Here is a 23,559-nt window from a genome sequence, read left to right as displayed (position 1 = left end):
CCAAGCTGTGTCGGGCAGAAACTATATTTCCGTATATACTGGATGGTATGCCCTTTTCGTCAATGCGTCTTAAGAAGAAGTGCCCATGTCAATCAAACATGCATTGGTGGTAGATGATTCAAAATCTGCCCGTTTTTCGTTGAAGAAACTACTGCAACAGCAGGATATCAAAACGGATTTTGCGGAATCTGCCGGTGATGCACTCAATTACCTGTCCAGCAACTCCCCCGACATTATCTTTATGGATCACCTGATGCCGGGCATGGATGGGTTTGAGGCGACCAAAGCCATCAAATCCAACCCGGATACCAAAGACATTCCGGTCATCATGTGTACATCCAAAGAAGGCAATGACTACGCACAGCAGGCCATCGCCATTGGTGCTTACGCCATTCTGCCGAAGCCCGCGCCAGCGGCCACCTTGGCGGCCATTTTGAACCGGCTGGACCCCAACACCGCGGCCAAAGAAGAGGCCAAATCCGCCGAAGCCAAACCCACACAATCACAAAGTGTGGGCGTTAGTGCCCGGGTGGTTGAGAATATGGTACGCAAGGTGCTGGATGACAAATTCGAATCATTCCAGAAAAGCCTCTCCGACAGCATTCGCTCCACCATTCTGGACGAAATGAAGCTGGAGCTGGAGCGGGCCAAATCGGACCTGAAAGCGGAATTCAACAACCGCATGGACAACCAGATTCGCGAACAGGGCACCAGCATCAGTCAACGCGTGGCCGCAGAACTGATTGATGGTCGGTTGGAAGAGGTGAATAAAAAGGTCAGCGCCCTGGTGGACTCCAGTAGGGGTACCATCGAACAGGCACTGGAAGCCACCCGCCGCCCTGCCCCGGAATTAATTGAGGAAGTAAAAAAGGTCGCACAGTTCACCTCTGCGGCGACCGCCGGTGAAGCTGCCAAAGAAGCCGCTGAAGACATTAGCCGTTCCGTCGCTCAGGATGTGGCGCAACAGGAACTGGGGGATCTCAAAATCAGCATTCAGGAGCAGATGACCGAAGCGCTGAGCAGCAAAATCAACACCGGAAAAATGTTGGGCCTGGCCGGACTGCTGTGTGGCATTACCGCCATTGTATTGAGCCTGATTTAAATCTCAAACAGGCGCTTTAAAGACAAAAAAAAAGGCTGCAGTGGGCTGCAGCCTAACGAGGCAGTAAAAATTGATGGGTGTCGATTTTACTGCGCGAGAAACCTTTCCATATTGTTAAAAAATCATTTAAACAAAGTCATCAGACAGAGCAATCCAATACCAAGCCATCAATGCAACCGGTTGCGCTCACGAATAACACCGACGAACAAACCTTCCACCACCAACGCTTCAGGCGCCACCATAATCGGTTCATAACAGGAGTTTTCCGGCATTAGCGCCACCTGACTGCCTGCCAGCTTCAGGCGCTTCACTGTCACTTCATTATCCACCCGGGCCACGATGATCTTGCCCTCTCCCACATTGTCGGTTTTGCGGACTGCGATCAGATCACCATCCAGAATTCCGGCATCTTTCATACTGTCGCCTCGAACCCGCAATAAGTAAGTGGGACGTTCACGGAACATATTGAGCGGCAGTGACAGCTGACCTTGATGATTCTCAATGGCTTCGATAGGCACACCGGCGGCAACCGACCCAACCACCGGCAAAGTGACCCATTGCTCCACCGCCACCAGACACTCATCCGCATCCCAGGCCACCAGGCTCCAGCGTTGCAGGTCTGCCAACAAATCAGCCTCAAACAACGGGGCGCCCTGTACCTGATCCCGATCCGGCCAGCGCCCCCGTTCAGCGTGAAACTCTGCAACCCAATGCATCAACTGGGCATGGGACAGGGATACATCTGACAATTGAGCAACGTAGGGGGAGCTGTTGTGGACACTGGACGAAGCGGTGGATTTCATGATGTTTTCTCCTCAACCCTGGGGATCAGAACGGGGGTTTCCCCAAATCATTTTTACTGTATACTTTTACAGTATATTAACCCAGTGGGTTTGGCAAAGATTTTTTTGAAAAAATAACCGTGCCATGAATCGAAAAATCATACACATCGACTGCGATTGCTTTTACGCGGCAGTGGAAATGCGGGATGACCCCAGCTTACGGCATCGCCCCATCGCGGTGGGCGGCGATCCGGGGCGACGCGGCGTAATTTCCACCTGCAATTATGAAGCGCGGGAATACGGCGTGCGCTCGGCAATGGCGTCGGCTCACGCGCGCCGGCTGTGCCCGGAGCTCATCATCCTGCCCCCGCGCATCGGTTATTACAAAGAGGTTTCCCAGCAGATCCACCGCATATTTCGCATGTTCACCGACACCATTGAGCCATTGTCGCTGGACGAAGCCTATCTGGACGTCACTGAGCAACCCCACTACCGGGGCAGTGCCACCCGCATGGGAGAGGCCATCCGTAAACAGGTTCGCTCGCAGGTGGGCATAACCGTGTCAGCCGGCGTCGCACCCAATAAGTTTCTGGCAAAAATAGCCAGTGACTGGAACAAGCCAGATGGGCTCTGCGTCATTCCTCCCCATAAAACCGACACCTTCATTCAGCAACTTCCGGTGGAAAAGCTGCATGGTGTAGGCAGGGTCACTGCGCAAAAATTGCATAACCTTGGCATTCGCACCTGCGCGGATATTCGCCGTTATGAACGGTTTGAGTTTATTGATAGAGTCGGCGGTTTTGGCGAGCACCTATACCGGCTGGCCCATGGCATTGACGAACGGCCGGTACAGCCACGCTCCAGCCGCAAATCGGTCAGTGTGGAACACACTTACCCCAATGATTTGCCGGATATCGCTTCCTGCCAGGAAAAACTACCGGAGCTGAAGCAGAAGCTGGAAGAACGCTTGCAGCGCTCCGGGGGCTTGCACCCTATCAAGAAAGCCTTCGTGAAGCTGAAGTTTTCAGACTTTACCAGCACCACAATGGAATGTTGTGAGGGCAATCCGTCACTGGATACCTACCGGAGCCTGTTTGATCAGGCCTTTAAGCGCAAAGCCATGGCGGTGCGCTTGCTGGGTGTGGGTGTCCGCTTCCAGGAGCACGAACCGGCACCTCACAACCAGATCGCCTTTGAATTCTAGCGCAGCCAGTCCGTAAGCATTGCGTACAAACGGGCATCCTGTAACAGAGTGATGTGCCCCACATCATCCAGCATGGAGCGCTTGATTCTGGGATGCTGCTGCGGAAAATGGGGGCCGCCCATCGCACTTTCTTCCGGTACCAGCCCATCCCCCAACCATCTCTGTCCGGGCTCATAAAACTTGCGGGCGCCCAGCAGTAAATGCTCGCACCCCTCATGGAATGGCAACACATGCTGCTCATGAGGCTGGTCAAGAGGCTCACTGATATTAGCGTGACGCAAACTGCGAATACCCTGACTTCGAATATTCCCCAGCGCCATTAAGGGTCTGGCATAGGGTGTCACACCCAGAATGGAATTTGCCATATTGCCTATTTTTTCCATCGGGGCGCCATCATGGGGCGATGCAAGATAGGCTGCGTGACTTAAGGCCTGCAACCAGGGCTGATCTTCGCTCTGGGCCACATGGCAAGCGCTGCGAATCAACAGGCCACCCATACTGTGCCCGATCATACGTAACTGCTTCCCGTTATCGGTGCGCCAGTGGGCAGCCAGCAATTGCGCCAGTGCCGAACCGTTTTCCCAGATGGGTAAGCCGGAGTTATAGCGCAACCAGGCCACACCGAAGCCCTGCTGCCGCAGCGCGGCCACAAAGCTCCGATTATCCGGGCCCTGCCAATCACTTTCACTCAAACATAAGCCATGAATGAACAGAACCACTCCTTGATCACTCTCTGTCTGTAATGCTGCTAACGACACATCACTGCCGTGCTCATCGACACACTCCATGGTCAGTGCCAAAGGATGATCCCATTCCTCCAGTTTGTCCCCAAACACCCCATTCATGGCACTGCGCACCCGGTGCAAGGGTTGCGAAACCCGCTCTGTGGGTACCTGCTCCAGCGCCTTATGCAATTGATTGGAAGCGTGCTCCAAGACCAGCTTTACCAGCAGGTACGCTTTTGGCGCCTTGTCCAGGTCCGCCTGGTGCTGCTTATCCCAGGGTAGGGGGGTATCCCGCCAGGTATGATGCATTTCGCCCACCACCCGGGTCAGCTCGCCACCAGAGCGCAGGAACAAAGAAAACAACCCAAGTAACCAGTGGGCCGGAGAAAGGTGTGACTTATCCTTTTTTGTGCGCGGCGCTGAAGGCGTCGCAGACAGGCTTGAATCGCTCATATTGAGGTCTCATTTGCTGTGTACATATGTGCACTGTAAATGAGAGACTCGATATTGGCAAGAAATGAATTTAGTTAACAATTCGCGGTTACAGCCCGGTATAGCGGCGCAAATCCGGCGGTTGCAGTAAAAACTGAACTATATTTTGTGAGTACAACCAATCACTTAATACGAAGTGCTCCCGATCAGGCTACTCCGAGAGGGCTTGCTTGGCCCGCTTGCTCTGGCGCTTGGGTGGTGGGCTCATTCCCAAATCGGTTTCCAGCTCCAATAGTGCATCATCCAGATACTGTAGCAGGCGCTGCATACTGGGTAGCGTGCGCCGGCAACCCACAATGCCGAATTCCAGCCGGTCCTCGTAACTGATAATGGTAATGTTCAGCGCCATATGATTCACAATGGCAGACACCGGGTAGAACCGCTCCAGCCGGGCGCCATTCCAATACTGGGTCTTTTCCGGCCCCGGCACATTGGAAATAACAACATTGAACGCCAACCATTGTGGTATCAGACCGGTCAATAGCGTTAAACCGCTGGGTGCCAGGGTCACCGCTGTGTAATTAATGGCCTCTTCCTTGGACATGCGGTGGAATTTTTCCTTGGCTTCATCCACCGATTGCTTGATCACTTCGAGCCGGTTGAGACTGCCTTTCCGATGCGTGGCCAGATTGGCGAGAATCACCCCCACCTGATTGCCACCAATACTGTCATCCCGGCGCAGCGACACCGGCACCATAGCCACCAGAGGTTGCTTGGGCAGGCAATCATAGGATTGCAGGTAATGCCGTAAAGCGGAGCCACACATGGCGAGGATAATGTCATTGGTGGTAGACCCGGTTTGCCGTGCAATGGCCTTCAAACGAGCCCGCTCAAACGACTGTGCAGCAAATCGTCGTGAGCCGGTAATGGGCTGATTCAGGCGGCATTGGGGCGCCTTGAATACGTTGGCGTACTCCGGATTGGCCCGCGCCGCCTTGATGGTGTTGTACAATGCACTGGCCACTGGCCGTACGGTGGCAATCTGACCACCAACCAACGACCCCGCCACTTTCAGGGCAGACAGAATACCTTCAGCCGGTTTTCCTTCCTGCGCTCGGGGGGAGAGGGGCATTTGCCACACCGGGGGCATATTCATTTGAGCCGGATCATCACCCAGCATTTTCATGGTGGTGCGCATGGCGGATACGCCATCCAGCAAAGAATGGTGCACCTTGGTATACAGAGCGAAATGGCGGCCATTCATCGCCTCGATCAGATAACTCTCCCACAATGGACGGCTGCGATCCAGCAGGTTGCCATGTTCTATGGAGATGAACGAAAACAACTCTTTAATACCTCCGGGACGAGGCAGCGCCACATGACGAAAATGATGATTGATATCAAACGCGGAATCATGATCCCAACAATTGCCCCGCCAACGTTCCACTAAACGCTGATCGAACGGATAAGTGGGCGCGGTGCAGTCGCGCATTTGCTGGGCCAGATCACTGACAAAATGACTCGGTGCCCCTTTGGGGTATTCAAATATCAACAACCCTGCCACATGCATAGGTTGATGGCGTCGTTCCAACCAGAGAAACAAGTCGTCCAGTAAGGAAAGATTCTTCATGTTGACTACCTCGTATAGGCTGCCAGGTGGTGGCCAGCTGATAGACATTCCCATTGTCACAGGCCGCTGCAACGGCTTCTTATGCGTTATTCGTTGGGAACATTAGCGCTATGGGGGTTAACCTGTATAGTCTCAGATCAATAAGTGACGGACTTTTCACTCACAACACAACCACACATTGTAATTTTCGGTCAAAAAAAACCATTACCTAACCGCATTCAACACAAGCTTCTTTATCAATGTATAAAAGTTAATATCTAATCAAATCAGAACGTTAAAAAGTGATCCAGATCCAATATAATCCCTCTTAGCACGAGATGCCGAATTGTCCTGTTCAACAGTGTTGTTGGTCCACTTCACGCCTAGGCCAGCTTGTTTGTAACTAAATAGAGACACAGAATGACCAAGAACATACACATAACCTGTAATATGTAACCCCCCGTTCCTCATATACTTAACGTTGAAATCCAAAAAACAAGAACAAGATTATGGATAGAGACACACCCATAGTACTGCCTGAATATATATCAGCCTATCTGGAGTTTCCTGAGCAGCTGGGGTTAAAACGCGCCGAGTTGTCCAAGAAATCTGGAGTAGATCTGGAGAGTCTTGCGCAAACGCCAAGACCGTTTACCCTCAATGAAATCTTGAGTTTGATCGAGGTAGGCATAACCGAGCTGAAAATGCCCTATGGTGGCCTGGCCATTGGCCATCAGATGAGGCTGACCTGTCATGGTATGGCCGGCGTTTCCGCTATGGCGCAACAAACGTATGCGGAATGCCTGCAAGCTGCCTGCCGCCTATGTGAAAAAGCGTTTCCTCCGTTTACCATGGAATACTACGAAGCTGAAAACACGGTTGGTATTCGCATCATTGAGTGCATCTCCCTGGCGCCCTTCTCACACTTCTTTTTTGAATCGATCACCGTAAACTTCAAAAACATTCTGAAGTTTTTGCTGGGCAAAGAATACGAACCGGATCATATATCTTTCCCCTATCCCGCGCCGGAATATGAAAAAATCTATCGGCGTTATTTCAACTGCAAAATTCGTTTCAACGCCGAACATTGCGAATTCGCTGTTCCCAAAGCCTTGGCCCGCCGGGAACTTCTACTGGCCAATCAAGGTATTGCACGCATGGCTGAGCAGGATTTTCTGAAAACGGTGCCGCCCATCAATCTGAACTATCTGCCCAAGAAGCTACGCCTGGTGTTAATTCAAAGTGCGGGGGCCTTTCCATTATTGGAAACGGCCGCACGCAAACTGGGCATGAGTGGAAGAACTCTACGCCGTCAATTGAACAGCCTGGGAACCAATTTCCAGAATGAGCTGGACTTACTGCGTCGTGAATTTGCCATCAACTATCTGACCAAGAGCGATAAGTGCATTACCGAAATCGCCCTGATGCTGGGTTTCTGTGATTCATCGGCCTTCAGCAAAGCATTCAAGAAATGGACAGGGGAATCACCTCGGGAATTCAAGAAGAACTATGGTCAACAGGGACAAACAAACCGCCACGATTTTGAGGCAGAATGGGAAAACCTGTACCGGGAACTGGAGACGTCTGAATAAGCTGCCCAGCCTATTCAGACGCCGATATCAACGCCAGTTGCGCATGGCGAGTTCGGTAAACTCGGAATTGCGCAGGCCAGTATTCATTTTTAACGAAACCGACAGCATCTTGGTGCTGTTACCCGTCTGATGGTTGATCATGACTACTTCTTTGGGATTCCAGTACTGCCCTTCAAACAGTTCATAACCGCGGGTTTCCATGGTTTTCAATCGTTGCTTGTCACGATCGTAAAACTCCGCCTTAATCGGGCGGAAATACTCACCATCAATCCAAAGCTGGGTTTTGCTGTAGCTGGAATCATCGGATTTGGGGAAACGATCCACAACATAGCAGGTTTGCTCACCGCAGGGTTCCTGCCGCACTAATTCAAAACGATAATCTTCCGTCTTTTGATCCGACAGATCTTCATAGGTAAATTCACTGCCACGGAATGATGAACCTTTATTGGAACTGGTAATGCGCTTAACCCTGCGGGTGGATGGCAGGTACAGGTACTGTTTGTCACTGGCATTTTTTTCCGAGACGGTTAACAACGATATGCCTTTTTCCCGCTGTGGCGCCGTGAAAATCAACATGCTGTAGCTGTCACCGTTGCTATCGGTTTTCGCTTTCATAAGCATTTCCCGTTCTGTCACATCACCACTGTCATCCACCAACAGCATTTTGACTTCATGCAACAGATCCTGAAAGCCCTTGCCATTCTGTTTGGCTTTCTCCACTACCTGCAACCCGGTCAGGGGCTCAGCATAAAGCGACGATCCAACGCTGAGGGTCAGCAACAACATAATAATACGGTTCATAATTACACTCCCTAGAAATGATAAAAGAGGTCAATCTGAATGTAGCCATCCCGCTCTATCAGATTCATTTTTTGGGAATTGTCTGAAGTCCTTAACAGATCAAAAATGGTTTGCGCTACGTTATCGTAGTTGTCTACATCATTGAAATAATCACCCTGCCCCAGCCTTATCTCCTCCAGCCTTTCCAGCATGATCTCATACTGTTTTTCACTGATGGTGGTATCGGCAAAGGCGGCCAGTACGGCATCGATTATTTCCTGAGGCACCGGGGTCACCCCGGCTTCTACGTTGTCCGCCAACGCCTGAAACTGAAGATAATCTTCCGGATTCAGCCTGGGCTCGTTGGCCATAAAATACTGGCCGGTAACATTCAGAGTCCAGCTGCGGCCAAAATTATTGGTCCAGAACACATAGCCAAAAGCCTCACTATACTCGTAATCCGCCACCACACCCACAATCAGATTGCTGTCGCGGGCATCGTTCAGCGCCAGGCGGGCCGCCACCCCCACATCGTGGTCAAACAGCGTGGCATAAATCTGGTCACGGCTGTCCCAGATGGCTTCCACATACCAGCTCAGGTCAAGATCAGAGTCAAACACCCCGCCAAAGGTGTATTCAAATCCCGCCGCCACCGATTCAAACTGCTCCAGTGAACCGGTCTGGTAAGTGGCCTCCAGCTTCAACAGCACATCCTGCCAGGGATACACCAGATCCAGCGATGTCTGATTGACTTTCTCGTAAACCGGAATCAGATAAGGATCGGAGAAGTCGTAATTGAAGATGAAATAAGGATCCCGGGTTACGCCATAGAAATGAGATAAGCCAATGTCCATATCACCCAGGCGGGTTTTCCAGCGTACAGCAAAATCCCAGCGGCCGGTTTCACCACGATCGTATTCCTCCGTCTGCGAATCCACCAGAATGGGATATCGCATACGACCATCCTCTCCTGGAAACCAGGCTGGTCTCACATCGTATAAGGTGTACAGCTCAATCAGATCATCCCCCCAATAGAATGACAGCGAGGCCATGGGTTGGCCCAGCTTACGCTGCTGAGGCAGTTCCGCCCGGTCTTTCTGATTGATCAAATCGGTGATCTTAAACAGCTCGTTGACACCCCAACTGACTTGTCCTACACCGGCACGAAACTGGTAGCCTTCACCGTAATGCAGCCAGAGAAATTCCCGGGCATCAAGATAATTGCGCTCATCATCCACGCTGTCACCACGCCCAAACAGCCCCACAATCAACTGATCGTTATCAGACAGATCCTGACTGTAATTAAGTTGGAACGCCGCAGAGGGATAAGTCTGCTCATCAACGTGTTCACCGGTTTCAGGATAGTAACGGACCTGACCGTTAAGCCAACCGGAGAATTCGCCCATTTCTGCCTGAAGATCAAATGAAAGAAAAAGAAGACCCAAGCCAACACAGGTAAGGGTTTTACTGCACTGCCACTTCGATTGATTCATATTTCGTTTTTATTTTTTGCAAGCCAGCGATGTAGGAACTGCAGTAAAGGACTACTACAGCATAGACAGGTAATACGGTTAATAAAACATTGGGGGTGGACGCAAGCCAATGGGCGGCCAGCATCATGCAAAGAGAGCCGGTACTGACAATGGCCACTGCGCAGACACGCCCACCCAAGCTGCAACCCAAGCGAAGAAACAGGGATTCAAGCAATGCACTGCCAAAAGCGGTGGTGAGTAGATTTACTCCACCCTGGAACAAACCGGACATTAATGCCTGCTCGGGGACCTCACGATTGGCCCAATAGGCCCAGCAAAACCAGGTCAAAGCCGACGCGATGGCAGCGGCGGCAACCCGGAACTTGGGGGAATGAAGTAACTTTCCATAGCGAGAGCGAATCCAGCTGTCTGTTGCTTCAGTCACGGACACTTCCCGGCGCGCTTGCGAGAGATCCACACCGGTCTGAAACTCAATTGATGACGGCTCAACAGTTGGCGGTAGCATAACGCTGACACCAACAGCACCAGCAGCAGCCACTCCATTGCGCCTGCGCTGCCCTCAGTAACCTCAATGTTATCCAGACCTTCGTCGATAATATCGTTGATCTGATCCGTCGGATCGTTATCTGTACCACCGGGAATCAAATCGTCCAAAACACTGCCGTTCTCAGCGTCTTCTACCGCTTTCTCCTTGGCAAACGAGCACCGGTCAGGATCAAGGTTCAATAATTCACAGCGCCACTCGATGGAGCGTTGTACCGCTTCCGCACTGCCACGGTTAAAATGTGTCAGGAAGTCTTCAGCTTCACCTTCGTAGATCTTATCCACGATGGTATCGATCTCAACGGCATCGTTATCCCCCACATAATTACGGATGTAGTCCGCAAAGGGTACGCCATCGGGGATATTCCCTGTGATACCGAGTAACCCCGCCAACGGACCGGCATCATCCAAACCCAGGGTACCTCCGATATCAAATTCCTTGAAGCTGTTTAAGGTCTCGTCCGCCAGTTCCAGGCCAAAACCACTCTGCACCAGGCCAAAGCCGTTTTCAAAACGGTCAAGGCCTTCTTCGCCGTAACGCAGACTGGGTTCGGGTTCGATAACCTCTTTCAACAAAGGCAGGTCGGCAATCTCCGCGGACGCCCGGGTGGCGTCATTGGTCAAACTGCCATCGCCCAGTGAGTAATGCATTCCCATGGGCCGTGGAGCACGTCCGGAAGGCGGATTGCGATACAGGTGGGCGAAATTATTGCCATCGGCAATGTCCACATAGTGCTGCATCATCGCCAGCACAAAGGTCAGTTCTGCGCCGCTCATGTTCTGCGGGATCACGTTACTGGTGAAGTCGTCCCAGAAGGTGGATTCCGAAAAAATCTGCATCAGGCTACCGGCCCCGTTTACCAAATAGGCACCATCCAGTTCCGGCGCGGTAGCACCGATGGCCACCCCCAGCATGCCCCCCAGCGACATGCCGTCGAACATGATGCGGGAGCCGTCCAGGGCCGGTATGTTGGGGTAATCGCTGTTTTCCCAGTTGGCCAACAGTTGCGGCAATGTATTGCTGGCGCTGCTGATGACCACATTGTGATCCACCGTTGCCTGCACAAACATACCCAACAACTGCATGATGGTAAGCGGCGAGGTCACTGCCATGGATATATGGGGTTCTTTCAGTGAGTCAAAATCGGTCACTCGGGTTCCGTGATTGGGGTGATCAATGGCGATGGTAGCCATCCCAAGACGATCCCCCATAATGTATCCGGTACGGGTCAGTTCCTTGAAATTCGCCAGGCCGTGGCCCCACACTGAAATGGGAATGGGTTCTGCCTTGTCCCACTTGGGCAGGGTCATAACAAAATCGGTAACGCGGCGGGAAGGGTCGGGAATATAATTATAGGGCGGGAATACACCACCGTCCGGTGACCTGAAGTTAACCAGAGAGATATCGCCTTTCAGTGTCACCAGGCCAAAATCCGGATCACCCAGGGATTGCGCCACCTGCAGATTGCGCATGTAGTTGGGATACGCCAGTGCGGTGGCTATCATCTGCTGCATGGGTTCCAGCACTTCACGCTCCTGGCGCACGGTAAACCAGGTAAACGACAACACGTCCGACTTGTCGATACCGATGTCGTCCATGGCATTGAGCGGCGTACCATACACATAATTGAGCAACCAGCCGGCATTGCGATCCAGCGCTTTTTGTACCCCTTCTGAGGGTGTGAACAGCTCCACATCCGATGAACTGTAATAGCCGGAATTCAGGGTGGACTTGAACAACACCGCAATGTACTTCTCGCCAAATTCAAACCGGCTGCGGGGCCAGCCGATGATCACCGGCCTGGACTCGCGAAAATCCCGCTCCGGCTGGGCCGCATCACTCAAGGACACCACCATGGGCACCCGCTCGCCGGTGCGCAGGTTGTAAACATGCAGATACCCTTCGCCATCCTTGGGAATATCCGTTAGGGGCCAATCATTTAATTCAAACAACACCGGGCCCAGTGCAGAAAATCCGGTGCTGTCATTGAAAATATTAGCGGGCTGGAATGAAGCAGGAAACTGAATCTGGGCCGGAAGCAGGGTTCTCACCAGGCCACTGGTGCGTCGATCCAGAATGGAGTTGGAAAAGTTATAACGACCAACCGTATTACGGAACACATCGCTGGGAAAGGGCAAACCACAGGTTTCCACCGCCAACGGGTTGCAGGTACTGGCAGGAGACAGTCCGGCTGACAGCCCCGTCGAGGAAGCCAGCGCCAACCCGGTGAGGGTGCATAATTGCGTAACACGACGAACCAGCTGACTGAATCGAAATGAGATCTTGCCCATTGGTCTTCTCTCTTATGCCAAAAGTTCCCGAATCCTCTGGAACGTTTCAGGCTGTTTCACGATGCCCTGGTGATCTGCCTGAATCAACGTCCATTTGATCCGGTTATTATTATCGTTCCAACCCAAATCATCGCGCCCGTGGCTGTGCAATGCCGCTTTGAACAAATGTATGTCCGCATTTACCAACTCTGCCGATTGTTGATAAGTGAGTAAGCTTTTCAGGCGTTTATAATAGGCTTGCCACCACTCTACCAACATTTCTTCGGATACTTCAATGCCAATTGTTTCGAGATATTGTTTCAGCCATTGTAACTTTGTGTTGTCATCCTGCAGCTGATTGAAGTCAGCGTAACGGTCGATGGTCAACCCTACCTCCACGGCAAACATCAAACGCTGAAAAGATTCGTCAAAGGTAATCTCGTGTAAACCGTCGGCAAAGCCACTGTCCAGCATGACCAGCCTGGGCAAAGGCTTATCAGCGGCGGCCAACTGCGCCAGCACTTCGTAGCCCAACACACCGGCCATGGACCAGCCAATCAGGACGGTGTGCTGACCGATCAGCGACTCACGCTCTAATAGATTAATCAGCCGACTCGCCATGACGTCCAGGTCGGTACAGCTCACATCGGTGGCCGGCACGGTGACCGCCAGCATCTGATAGGATGATAAGGAAGCCGCCATCTGACCGTACGCACTGGGCAACCCCAGGGCGGTGGGCAGGAACACCAGTTTGGTGGCGCTCTCCGTTGCCGGGTTGATGGCATCCAGTGAATAGTCATCCCCCCGTGCAATACAATCTTTCAAAGTCAGGGACAGGGTGGCTTCCGAGTTCCCGGCAACCGCCACCTGGGCCAGTTCGCGGATGGTGGGATACTGGAACAGATTGGCCACGGTGATGGGCAAGCCCAGCTTGTTATTGATTGCAGACACCACCTGGGTGGCATTGATGGAGTGGCCACCATACTCAAAGAAGGATCTGGACACGTCGGCCACCGGGCGGCCCAGGACGTCGCTCCAGATGGCAGCCAGATCCTGCTCGATCTTGTTGGCGGGCGCTTCCCCCTGCTCTTCAGACTGGGCCAGCTGTTGCTGCAGCAGATCCAGGCGTACCCGGCCCTGGCTGTCATATTCAAAGCCGTCCGCCAACATCTGCACCTGGAATTGCGGCGTATGGGCATGGGCCATCAGGGCAGACTGCACGGATTGCACAACCGTACGCAACTGCTCCGGCCGGCTGGCGGTGGAGGCGTTAACAAAAAACTGAATGATCTCTTTGCTGCGGGGCCATGGGTTGCATTGCTTCTGGATTTCAGCGTTGCCGGGATCCAGCCCAATAAAGTAGTTCGCCGGGGCCAGCTGCAACAGCCGGGGGATCAGTACTGAATCCTGCTCAATGCTCAAGGGCAGGAAACCTTTGTTGCGAGCCATCTGTAACTCTGCCGAACTGAATGCCCTGGCCATTCCTGCACCCTGCCACACGCTCCAGTTCAAACACCAGCTGCGCACCGAGGAGCGGGCATTGACTGCATCGGTAATGGCCGACTGCAACGCCGCGGCGGCGCTGTACGCGGCCGCCGCCTGACCGCCAAAATATCCATTGACTGAACCGTACTGCACCAGAATACTGCGCGGCCAATGCTCACCCAGGTAATCCGCTAACGCCTGACCACCTTGCACTTTGGCATCCAGCACGCTGTCCCAATGGGCCGGAGACACCTCCGTCAGGGGTGCCATCGCCATGGTTCCCGCCAGATGGAACACGCCATCCAACGGTTTATCCCCCAACCCATTCAACACCGGCTCCAGCGCCGATTGTATGGCGGCACTGCTCCATTCGCTTAAACACAGATAATGGACACCGCTGCCATAACGCGCTGTTAACTGATTGAAACGGGACTGACGACGGGGATCCTGGCTTAAGGGTGTGCGCCCCGACAACAATACGGTGGCTTTGCGCGCCTCCACCAGATACGCACACAGCGGTTCCGCCAATCCTCCCAAGCCACCGGTGATCAGATACACACCCCGGCGGGAAATGACTTCATTGGGAATCGGGCTCTGTGGCACATTCAACAAGCGCAACTGTTCCTGATGATCGGATTCCTGCCACACTATACTGCCGGGAGCGGGTTGTACCGGCAGCAGATCGCCGGGTGTCAGCACACAGGCCAGTTGCTGCAAGCCCGTTTCCTGGCGCAGGGTTTCCGCCAGTGGCTGCACCAGTGACAGGGCTGCCTTGTCATCGGACTGCAACCACAGCGCAATGCCCAACCCGACAGCGGTATCCGAACCGGCTGTAGAAAGAGGCCGCAGCGATGCGGTCAATTCCGCCAACACCTGTGTCAATCGATACAGAGTCGCCGCCCCATCCTGCTGGAAGGAGTATTGCCCCAGTTCAATCAGGGCGTGGCCGTGATCGAGGGCTTGTTGCAGTGTTTGGGGGTTGTTGCGGAGCTGCTCCAACGTTAACCGGTTTGCCTCCGGCACCTTGTCACCGGCGAGCGGAGCCCGTTGGTGCTGCAACGCGAACACCGTATCAATGCCCTGCTGGGTATGCCCATGGCGCTCATCAAAATCCGCCACCTGTTCCGCGTAAAAGCCTGATTCAAAGAGTTTCTTGAACTGGCCACGTTGAATCTTACCACTGGTGGTTTTGTAGAAAGCCTCTTTATCCACTGCAATAACATAGCGTGCCACCACGCTGAAACTTTCCGTCACGCGGGCAATGATCCGGCGTTCCAGAGCGGTACTGTCTGCGGCATCCTGTTCTGCCACATAAAACAACACCAGTGCGTCGCTGTTGGTGCCCTGATCAAGGCTGACACCGGTGGCGGCAACAAAAGTAGGCACTACGCCATCAACGCCGGCGGCCACCTGTTCCAGTTCAAAACAGTAATAGTTGGCGCCGTTCACAACGATCATTTCTTTTTCGCGTCCGGTCAGAATCAGGCGCTGATTCCAGATAAAGCCCAGATCGCCGGAATTGAACCAGCCGTCACCCACAAACGCCTCGGCATTGGCTTCGGGGTTGTTCAGATACCCCGGGGTAATCACCGGGCCGCGTATCTGCATACGACCGATCACCCCTTCTTTCACCAATTGATTCTGTTGGTCCGTGATACGGACTTCCACACCGGGAATAACGGGGCCCAAGTCGATGAAGCCATGGGTGGCCTGCTCACGCTCCACCACATCCACCACCGCCAGATCATGGGTAGCACGGAAGTAGACCGACAACTGGCGGGAAGACTGGTTGTTATACGTCATGCAGGTACAGGCTTCCGCCATTCCGAACGCCGGTTGCACCGCGTCCGGGTGCAGGCCGAAGGAGCTTAATGCGGCGCTGAAATCACGCACCACCGGCTCCAATACCTGTTCGCCGGCATTCATCAGAATCTTCACGCAACGCAAGTCCAATTCACCCAGACTGTCATCGTCCTGCCCGCTGTTGCGCAAGGCCTCCACGACCCGCTGAAAGGCAAAATTGGGTGCCCAACTGAAGTTAACGCGATAACGGGACATGGCCCGCAACCAGAGCAGGGGGTCGGCCAGAACAGCCGCCGTGGGCAACTGCACCTGTTGGATTCCCAGAATAATATCTTTCAGATGCGTGGTGAGAATGGGCACCACATGATCGAAGGGCAACCAGTTCAGGCTAACGTCATCAGCGCTATAGTCATTGAAGTGTGCGGAGGCGGCCACATGATGCAGGATACCCCGATGGGTGATTTGGATGGCCTTGGGGGTGCCGGTACTGCCGGAGGTCAGCTGCAGAAAAGCCACCGGATCATCACTCAGTGCGTCAGGCCGGTAGTGCTGATCGTGTTGCAGCAGCCCATCGGCGTCAACAACCTGTTTGCCATCACCCAGCCAGGTGCGGGTGCTGTCCACACGCTCCCGGTCTGCGGCGATCACCAGTGCTTCAAAATTATGCGCCACGTTATAGAGTTTTTGCGCGACACCGTTACGCTCGTGGTAATGCTCAGGGGTGGCCACCACCAGAGGTCGGATACCACACAACACGGCCCCCCACCAAACGGCAAAAAAACGGGCATCAAAGCGCATTTGCAGCAGCAGGATATCCCCTGGTTTCAGCTCACTCTGACGCAGCCCCGCCGCAGCCCTGTAGGCATCCTGCTCCAGTTGGGCGTAGGTATAAAGTAATTCATCGCCGTTTTCACTGACAAACAAAAAGCCTTTTTCCGGCGCCCTGTGGGCGGTCTGCTGCAAGGCGGTAAACAGGTGCTCAGCCTGCCCGGTGGCGGCTGGCAAATCACTGCCCACCATCCAGGCATCCGGACGCGTGTCGATATCCACCGCCCGGGGCGGTGCTGCGCCCACACTCCCTTGCGACTTGGTTGACAGTTCTTCACGGGAATAAGTGGGCAGTAATTGCCGTTGCCGTAGAATCACCAGATCCTGTTGGTGGGCACCATCCGGCTGTTGGGGTTCCTGCTGCGGGTAACAATCTTGAATTGCGTGACGAAGTGTTTGCTGATCCAACGCCGTCAGTTGACGCAAAGCCCAGCGGTCGACCTCTCCGGTGGCGGTTCTGGGCAGTTCCGTCAAACTCACCACATCCTGGAACAGGGCCAGCAATGGCGCCTGTAAACTCTGCCCCTGCTCCGGGCTGCAGGCAATGAACAGGCGCTGGAACGTGGCATGGGCAGAGGTCTGGTCCGCCACCTGGTCTACCAATACCGTGAAATCGTGTTGCTGCAACCGCGGCTCCAGTGCCAGGGCCCGGGCACGCAGCTCAATCTCTTGTTCGGAAGGGGACGTGGCTGCCAACCCCGGTGCCAGCTGGGCAACGGAGTCATCAACACTGGCCTGCAACAGGGATTGCATCCAGTGCAGTGTGTCACGGGCGAAGCCATCAACGGTTTCCGGCCGGTATAAACTGGTCTGGTAAGTCCAGTTCAATTCAAAATGATCCCCCAGATCACTGACGGCCAACATCACATCGTAGGGTGCTCCGCGAGGGCCGGACATGGGCAGGACCTCTTGGATAAAACCATCCTTCGGCATCATCTCGGCGTTGCCCTGGTGCCAGACAAACATCAGCTGGAACAGCGGCGTGCGACTGCTGTCGCGGGGTGGGTTACAGTCCTGCACCACAATCGGAAACGGGCATTCCTGATGCTCCATCGCCGCCAGCAGGGTTCGCTTTACACCATTGAACAGGCTACGCAGGGTCAGCTGCGGTTGTACGGTGGCGCGCAACACCACCGGGTTGGCGAAATCACCCACCACCTCATCCATACCTTTGCGGGCGCGCCCCATGGTGGGGGTGCCGATGAGAAAATCCTGGGCCCCGGTGTGATGGTGCACCATCAACTGGAATGCCGTCTGCACGAACACAAAGGGGGTTATGCCCTGTTGTTTGCAGAACTGTTTAATGGCCTGGTAGTGCTGCTGCGACACACTGTGTTTGCGGGTTTTGGCTTCCAGCTTTAACAGTGGCGGACGGGGCAGGTCTTCGGGCAACGATATGGCCAGGGGCGCCCCGTTCAATTGTTGCTGCCAGTAAAAGCGCTCGTGTTTCCCCCGCGCGCTATCCATAAAGGCCTGTTGCCACTCCACATGCTGGCGATAGGTTGCCGCCACGGGTTGCACGGACAAGGCCTCACCCTGTGCCGCCTGCTGGTAAAACTGCTTAATATCCTGCGCCACCACCAACAGGGCCCACAGATCCGCCCCCACATGCTGAATGGTGGCGATCAGGATGTCACCCTGCACGGTGTTACGGAAAATCTTAACCCGCAAACAGGATTCGTTCTGCAGATCAAAGGGCGCATCGGCCTCCTGATCCAGCTGTTCCTGAAGCTGCGCTTCATTCCACGGGCTGCCATCAATAATCTGCAGGGGCATCGGCAGATGGCTCCACACCCGTTGTCTGGGCCCCTGCTCGGTATCGGTGAACGTGCTGCGCAACACCGGGTGACGCACCATCAGGGCATGGAACGCCTGCCGCACGGCCGCCTCCTCAATGCCCTCTGCCAGTGTACAGGCGAAGGTGGTGTTGTAAGCCGGGCTGTTGGGGGCAAACTTGTACAACATCCAGATGGCGCCCTGAGTAAACGCCAGAGGGTATTCATCCACCAGCTCCGCCTGGCGCGGGGATTGCTCTGCGGCAGCTTCGGCTTTTAACCACGCCAGAATGCCCGGTTTGTTGGCCTTGAGCACCGCCACCAGTTCCTGGGTCATCAGCTCCTTGGGTGCCTTGAAGCGCAAGGCTTCCCCTTCCAGCCATAATTCCAGCCCCTGATCCAGATGCGGCTGGAGAATCTGTTTCACCGCATGTTCTGCACTCATAACACACCTTCAACCAGAGCATCATCATCCTGCTCCGGCGCTGCATCACCACTTATCTGTGTGTTATAGGCTTCCGCCATCCATTGGGACACATCCCGTAAGTTGGCACCGCCCAGCATACGTACCACCGGCAGTTCCACTTCGGTCACCTTGGTAACCCGGTTTTTGAATTCCACTGCCAATAATGAATCTATGCCCATATCGATCAATGGTTGGGTGTCGTCCAGTTCTTCGGGCATCATTTGCAAGGCATTGGCCAGCTGCTGTTTGAGATAAGCGAGCAAGCGTTCCGCCCGCTCTTCTTCGGGACACTCCGCCAACTCCTCTTTAAAGGCGATGTCTTCCGGATTGAGTTCAACCTCTGTGTTCAGGAGGTCTGCTGGATTCTCTGGATCGGAGACGGATTTCAACAGGCTGCCCACCGCAGTGATTTCCATCAGCGGCTTAAAGCGCGACCAGTTGATGTCCGCGACAATCATCTGCGCCTGATCGCAATTCAACAGACGGCCAAATGCCTGGGTACCAACGGATTGATCCATCTGCAACAGGCCGCGTTTTTCGGCTTGGTCACCGGATTCATCGGTCACCATACCGGACTCCGCCCACGGCCCCCAGTTGAGACTGATACCGGGCTTGCCCTGCTGGCGTCGACGCTGGATGATGGCGTCCACCACCTGATTGGCAGCGGAATAATGGAAATTACCAGCCGATCCCCACACGGAAGCAATGGATGAGTAACCGGCAAAGAAGTCCAGTGCATCCTGCTCGGTGAGTTCATCGAGCCATTGCATGCCCAATACCTTGTTGGCCATCAGGGACTGACACCGGTCCACCGTCAAATCCTGTACCGGGCACAACTCAAACAATCCTGCGGCGTGCACTGCGCCGAGCAACGGGCGATCCTTGCGCAGGGAATCCAATACCGAAGCCAATGCAGCGCGATCGGTCAGGTCCACTTTGGGCACCACCACCTGGGCACCCAGTTTGCGCATGGCTTCCACCCGTTCCACCGCGGCATCTTTCACCCCGGAGCGGCTTAACAGCGCAATGTGCTTGGCTCCCATGCGCACCATCCATTCAGCAATGGATAAACCCAGAGACCCGGTACCGCCGGCAATGACATAAAAGCCGTCTTCTTTTAACTTACGGTTTTTATTGGCCAGGCTGTCGGCTGTAACACGCACCACCGAAGGCGCCAGCAGTTTCTGTTGCCGCAATAACACCCAGGGCTGGGCCAGGCCGTTGCTGATCACTCTGGTGCACTGTTTGGCCGCTTGCGCAGACCAGGATTCAACATCCACCACAGAGCGCATTTTATCCGCCAGCTCCAGGGTCAGGTTTTTGGCAAAGCCCAGCACCATGGCCTGCTCCGGACGCACCTCCGCCACCTGATTGGGGGTAGCGGTGGCGCATTCCGTTATCAGCCACAATTCAACATGGGGCGATTGCTGCACGGTCTTGGCAATGGACAACATCAATCCAGTGAGGGCCTGATACCCGGCAGGGGAGCCAAGCTGACCCAGCCCCGCCGTGGACACCACTAGCTTCAGCGGCTGTTGTTGCGTCGCTGATGACAACGTCTGCAGCAACAATGGGCTGGCGTCGCCCTCACCGGAGAGGGTCTCCTCCTGCTGCGCGATTTCAATTACCGCACCCTGTTCGGTTACCTGATAGCAACCGGTAGTCAGTGAATGAGGGTTGTCTCCCAGCGGTGAGGCAAACTCATCGGCAATTGAATACGTTGGGAACAACAGCACCCAGTTACCCTGTCCGACGGGCAGTTCGTGCAGAGGCTCGGTGGGTTCCCAACGTAACTGGTACAGCCAATTTCTGGCTTTCTCCGGAAGTTCCTGACGCTGCATGTAAGCGCGCAGGGTTTCATTCCAGAAACTTTTCTTCTGGTAACAATAGGTGGGCAGCACCACCGGCTCGACCTGTTTGACCGGCATGATCTGCGCCCAGTTTAGATCCAACCCGGCCACATACAGTTGCGCCATGGCGCGGGTAATGGTGTCCAGGCTGCTGTGCTTATTCTGCAGGCAGGCTACCGTTTCCAGTTTGATATCACTGTGTTGTTCAGTGTGATGCTGTGCCAGGGCATCCTGCAGCATCGACACCAGGGCGGCGCCGGGGCCGACCTCCAGCGCCACATCAATCTGCGCCTCCAGCATACCCTGGGCACAGGCCAGGAAATTAACCGGGTTACGGATCTGTTGCACCCAATACTCAGCATCCGCCATCTGTTTGCCCACGTGCTGGCCATTGAGATTGGACAGGATACGCATACGGGGGGTAACAAACTTGATGTCTTTAATGGCTGCCTGGAACTGTGCCAGAACCGGTTCCATCGCCTGAGTGTGGAAGGCATGCTGTACCGGCAATAACCGACATTGAATCGACGCCGACTGCAGCGCACCCTGCAGATTCTTGATGTGATCCGGATGGCCGCCCACCACGGTATTCTGCGGGCCATTCACCGCACAGATTTCCAGTTCAGGGTGGTCTGCCAGCAGTTCCTGCGTTTGTTTCTGATCGGCGAACACCACCAGCATACTGCCGGCGTCAGTCTCGCCCATCAGGCGGGCGCGGGCAGCCACCAGTTTACAAGCGTCCGCCAGGCTGAATACGCCGGCGATGGCGGCGGCGGTGATCTCGCCCACGCTGTGGCCGGCAACACAATCCGCTTTGATGCCCCACTGCATCCAGGTTTTGGCGAGCGCGTATTCCAGGGCAAACAGGGCCGGTTGTGTGTAACGGGTCTGATTCAGCAGCTCACTCTGTCCGCCCCACATGACCTCAGCCAGAGGTTGTTCCAGCAGAGGGTCCAGTTGCTCCAGCACCTGATCCAGTTGCTGTCGGAACAACGGCACCTGCTGGTACAGCTCTTTGCCCATACCCTCAAACTGGGCGCCCTGCCCTGAAAACAGCAACGCCACTTTGTAGGTGGGTTTCTCTTTTACGCCACGCAGGATTCCCTCCTGCTGACCGCGTTTTTCCTTCAGCAGGGTTTGTAGGTGTTGCGTATCATTGGGCAAAAACACGCTGCGGTATTTGTAATGGTCGCGCCCGGCGGTGGTGGTACGCGCTATGTGATCCAGGCCCAGCCCGGGGTTTGCTTCCAGGTGCTGACTCATGGCGTCCTGCCATTGGGAAACAGACACGGGCTGTTTGGCAGAGGCAGTAACCAAGGGTGGCACCCAGGGCCTGCCCGCTGCCGGGGATTCATCCTTGGTTGGCGCCGGACTGTATTCTTCCAGAATCACATGCACATTGGTGCCGGTGAAGGCGAAGGCACTGAGACCACCGCGTAATTTGCCGTCCTCCGCCGCATAGGTATCCCACTGTGTGAGCTTATCCGTCACCTGGATCGCCATCTTGCTCCAGGGAATATAGGGGTTGGGCGTTTTGTAATTGATGTGCGGAGGAATGGTGCGGTGCTGCAATGACTGAATCAACTTGATCAGGCCGGCAGCACCCGCCGCCGCTTCACTGTGACCGATATTGGTTTTGGCGGAGCCCACCAACAACGGATGGCGGCGGTTTTGACCATCACAATAAACCGAATTCAACGCCCCCAGTTCGATAGGGTCACCCAAGGGTGTACCGGTACCATGGGCCTCGATGTAACTGACATCCTTCGGTTGCAGTTGCGCCTGCTGTAATGCACAGCGGATAACGTCTTCCTGGGCGGATTCGTTGGGCGCGGTAAAGCCCTGGGATTTACCGTCCTGATTGAGGGCAGTGCCTTTGACCAGGGCCAGGATATTGTCGCCATCGGCCACCGCGTCGGACAGGCGCTTCAACATCACCACACCGCACCCTTCCGAGCGCACGTAACCGTCGGCGGCGGCATCAAACGTTTTACAGTGGCCGTCTTCCGACAACATGCGTGCCTTGGCGAAGACAATGGAAATGGCCGGGTTCAGCACCAGATGCACACCACCGGTCAGGGCGGCGTCGCACTCACCCTGGCGTAATGACTGGCAGGCATAATGCAGCGCCGTCAAGGCAGACGAGCACGCCGTATCCAGCGCCAGTGCGGGGCCCTTGAAATTATACAGATAGGAAATCCGGCAAGGCGCGGCGCTCATGGCATTGCCAATGCCCTGCCAGGGGGTAAGATCCTCGGCCCGCCCCAGAATACTGCCCAGATGCGCGTAGTCCGCGCTGGCAATTCCCATGAACACGCCGGTGCGACTGCCGTTCAAACGGCCCGGTGCATAGCCTGCCGATTCCATGGTTTCATGACACACCTCCAGCATCAGTCGATGTTGGGGATCAATGTCTTCTGCCTCACGGGGTGAAATGCCAAAGAATTCGGCGTCGAACAGGTCCGGGTCATCGATGATGCCCAGGCCCTTGGTGTAGATCTTGCCCGGTGCATCGGGATTGGGATCGTACAGGTCATCCATATTCCAGCGTTCATTGTTGTCTTGCTGGGTAATACAGTCGACACCATTGTACAAACGATCCCAGAAAGCATCTGGGCCGGTGGAACCGCCGGGATAGCGGCAGCCCATACCGATGATGGCGATGGGTTCGTGGGCGGCCTTTTGATATCCGGCCAGTTGGCGCTTCAGCGTTTTGATTTCTTTCAACGCGTTCAGCATCAATTCTTGTGTTGATTTGCTCATGTCTGCCCCCGGAGCGTTTTCTACATCCGCGCCGGTGTTGATCGGCACGAACTTGC

General features: G+C 54.6%; 12 protein-coding genes. 3 read left to right on the top strand and 9 right to left on the bottom strand.

Annotated elements, in window-relative coordinates:
• Positions 1-85: 85 nt before the first annotated feature.
• Entirely contained in the window at positions 86-1,102 is a 1,017-nt protein-coding gene (locus tag D9N13_RS04020) for a response regulator (RefSeq protein ID WP_290586172.1), read from the top strand.
• 167 nt (positions 1,103-1,269) lie between these two features.
• On the opposite strand, the gene lexA is transcribed toward D9N13_RS04020, so the two are convergent.
• A complete protein-coding gene (gene lexA, locus D9N13_RS24215) occupies positions 1,270-1,905 on the bottom strand; it encodes a transcriptional repressor LexA (protein WP_317622447.1) in 636 nt (211 codons plus the stop codon).
• 124 nt (positions 1,906-2,029) lie between these two features.
• Here lexA and dinB point away from each other — a divergent pair, with 124 nt between their 5' ends.
• Positions 2,030-3,088 (top strand): DNA polymerase IV, encoded by a 1,059-nt coding sequence (dinB, locus tag D9N13_RS04010; RefSeq protein WP_290586169.1) that lies wholly within the window; start codon positions 2,030-2,032, stop codon positions 3,086-3,088.
• Here dinB and D9N13_RS04005 read toward each other — a convergent pair.
• Both D9N13_RS04005 and D9N13_RS04000 read right to left on the bottom strand, forming a co-directional pair.
• On the bottom strand, positions 3,085-4,266 hold the full coding sequence (locus D9N13_RS04005) for an alpha/beta fold hydrolase (protein ID WP_290586167.1): 1,182 nt from the start codon (positions 4,264-4,266) through the stop codon (positions 3,085-3,087). The two genes, dinB and D9N13_RS04005, sit on opposite strands and share 4 nt — an antisense overlap.
• A 190-nt stretch (positions 4,267-4,456) precedes the next feature.
• Positions 4,457-5,875 (bottom strand): WS/DGAT/MGAT family O-acyltransferase, encoded by a 1,419-nt coding sequence (locus D9N13_RS04000; RefSeq protein WP_290586163.1) that lies wholly within the window; start codon positions 5,873-5,875, stop codon positions 4,457-4,459.
• 488 nt (positions 5,876-6,363) lie between these two features.
• Here D9N13_RS04000 and D9N13_RS03995 point away from each other — a divergent pair, with 488 nt between their 5' ends.
• Positions 6,364-7,446, top strand: coding sequence for an AraC family transcriptional regulator (locus D9N13_RS03995; RefSeq protein ID WP_290586160.1), 1,083 nt, complete (start codon positions 6,364-6,366; stop codon positions 7,444-7,446).
• Positions 7,447-7,473: 27 nt separating this feature from the next.
• Here the strand turns inward: D9N13_RS03995 and D9N13_RS03990 are convergent, their stop codons facing one another.
• The 6 genes from D9N13_RS03990 to D9N13_RS03965 are packed head-to-tail and all read right to left on the bottom strand — an operon-like array spanning position 7,474 to position 23,503.
• The gene (locus D9N13_RS03990; RefSeq protein ID WP_290586157.1) at positions 7,474-8,247 is read right to left on the bottom strand and encodes an outer membrane lipoprotein-sorting protein; all 774 of its coding nucleotides are present in this window, start codon (positions 8,245-8,247) and stop codon (positions 7,474-7,476) included.
• Positions 8,248-8,258: 11 nt separating this feature from the next.
• The gene (locus tag D9N13_RS03985) at positions 8,259-9,719 is read right to left on the bottom strand and encodes a hypothetical protein (protein ID WP_290586154.1); all 1,461 of its coding nucleotides are present in this window, start codon (positions 9,717-9,719) and stop codon (positions 8,259-8,261) included.
• A complete protein-coding gene (locus tag D9N13_RS03980) occupies positions 9,691-10,143 on the bottom strand; it encodes a hypothetical protein (protein WP_290586152.1) in 453 nt (150 codons plus the stop codon). The genes D9N13_RS03985 and D9N13_RS03980 overlap by 29 nt, the downstream gene beginning before the upstream one ends.
• Positions 10,140-12,554: a hypothetical protein gene (locus D9N13_RS03975; RefSeq protein ID WP_290586149.1), complete on the bottom strand. Its 2,415-nt coding sequence runs from the start codon at positions 12,552-12,554 to the stop codon at positions 10,140-10,142. The genes D9N13_RS03980 and D9N13_RS03975 overlap by 4 nt, the downstream gene beginning before the upstream one ends.
• 12 nt (positions 12,555-12,566) lie before the next feature.
• The gene (locus D9N13_RS03970; RefSeq protein ID WP_290586146.1) at positions 12,567-18,869 is read right to left on the bottom strand and encodes a condensation domain-containing protein; all 6,303 of its coding nucleotides are present in this window, start codon (positions 18,867-18,869) and stop codon (positions 12,567-12,569) included.
• Entirely contained in the window at positions 18,866-23,503 is a 4,638-nt protein-coding gene (locus tag D9N13_RS03965; RefSeq protein ID WP_290586144.1) for a type I polyketide synthase, read from the bottom strand. The genes D9N13_RS03970 and D9N13_RS03965 overlap by 4 nt, the downstream gene beginning before the upstream one ends.
• Positions 23,504-23,559: the final 56 nt, after the last annotated feature.

This window comes from Ketobacter sp. GenoA1 (assembly GCF_003671475.1).
GTDB lineage: Bacteria > Pseudomonadota > Gammaproteobacteria > Pseudomonadales > Ketobacteraceae > Ketobacter.
The sequence above is the reverse complement of the archived record's forward strand: the minus strand, read 5'-3'. Positions and strand labels throughout refer to the sequence as shown.

Coding starts and splice junctions, on each gene's coding strand:
- D9N13_RS03970 (WP_290586146.1), bottom strand. CDS start 18,869: ATGAGTGCAGAACATGCGGTGAAACAGATTCTCCAGCCGCATCTGGAT.
- D9N13_RS04020 (WP_290586172.1), top strand. CDS start 86: ATGTCAATCAAACATGCATTGGTGGTAGATGATTCAAAATCTGCCCGT.
- D9N13_RS04000 (WP_290586163.1), bottom strand. CDS start 5,875: ATGAAGAATCTTTCCTTACTGGACGACTTGTTTCTCTGGTTGGAACGA.
- D9N13_RS03975 (WP_290586149.1), bottom strand. CDS start 12,554: ATGGGCAAGATCTCATTTCGATTCAGTCAGCTGGTTCGTCGTGTTACG.
- dinB (WP_290586169.1), top strand. CDS start 2,030: ATGAATCGAAAAATCATACACATCGACTGCGATTGCTTTTACGCGGCA.
- D9N13_RS03995 (WP_290586160.1), top strand. CDS start 6,364: ATGGATAGAGACACACCCATAGTACTGCCTGAATATATATCAGCCTAT.
- lexA (WP_317622447.1), bottom strand. CDS start 1,905: ATGAAATCCACCGCTTCGTCCAGTGTCCACAACAGCTCCCCCTACGTT.
- D9N13_RS03965 (WP_290586144.1), bottom strand. CDS start 23,503: ATGAGCAAATCAACACAAGAATTGATGCTGAACGCGTTGAAAGAAATC.
- D9N13_RS03985 (WP_290586154.1), bottom strand. CDS start 9,719: ATGAATCAATCGAAGTGGCAGTGCAGTAAAACCCTTACCTGTGTTGGC.
- D9N13_RS04005 (WP_290586167.1), bottom strand. CDS start 4,266: ATGAGCGATTCAAGCCTGTCTGCGACGCCTTCAGCGCCGCGCACAAAA.
- D9N13_RS03990 (WP_290586157.1), bottom strand. CDS start 8,247: ATGAACCGTATTATTATGTTGTTGCTGACCCTCAGCGTTGGATCGTCG.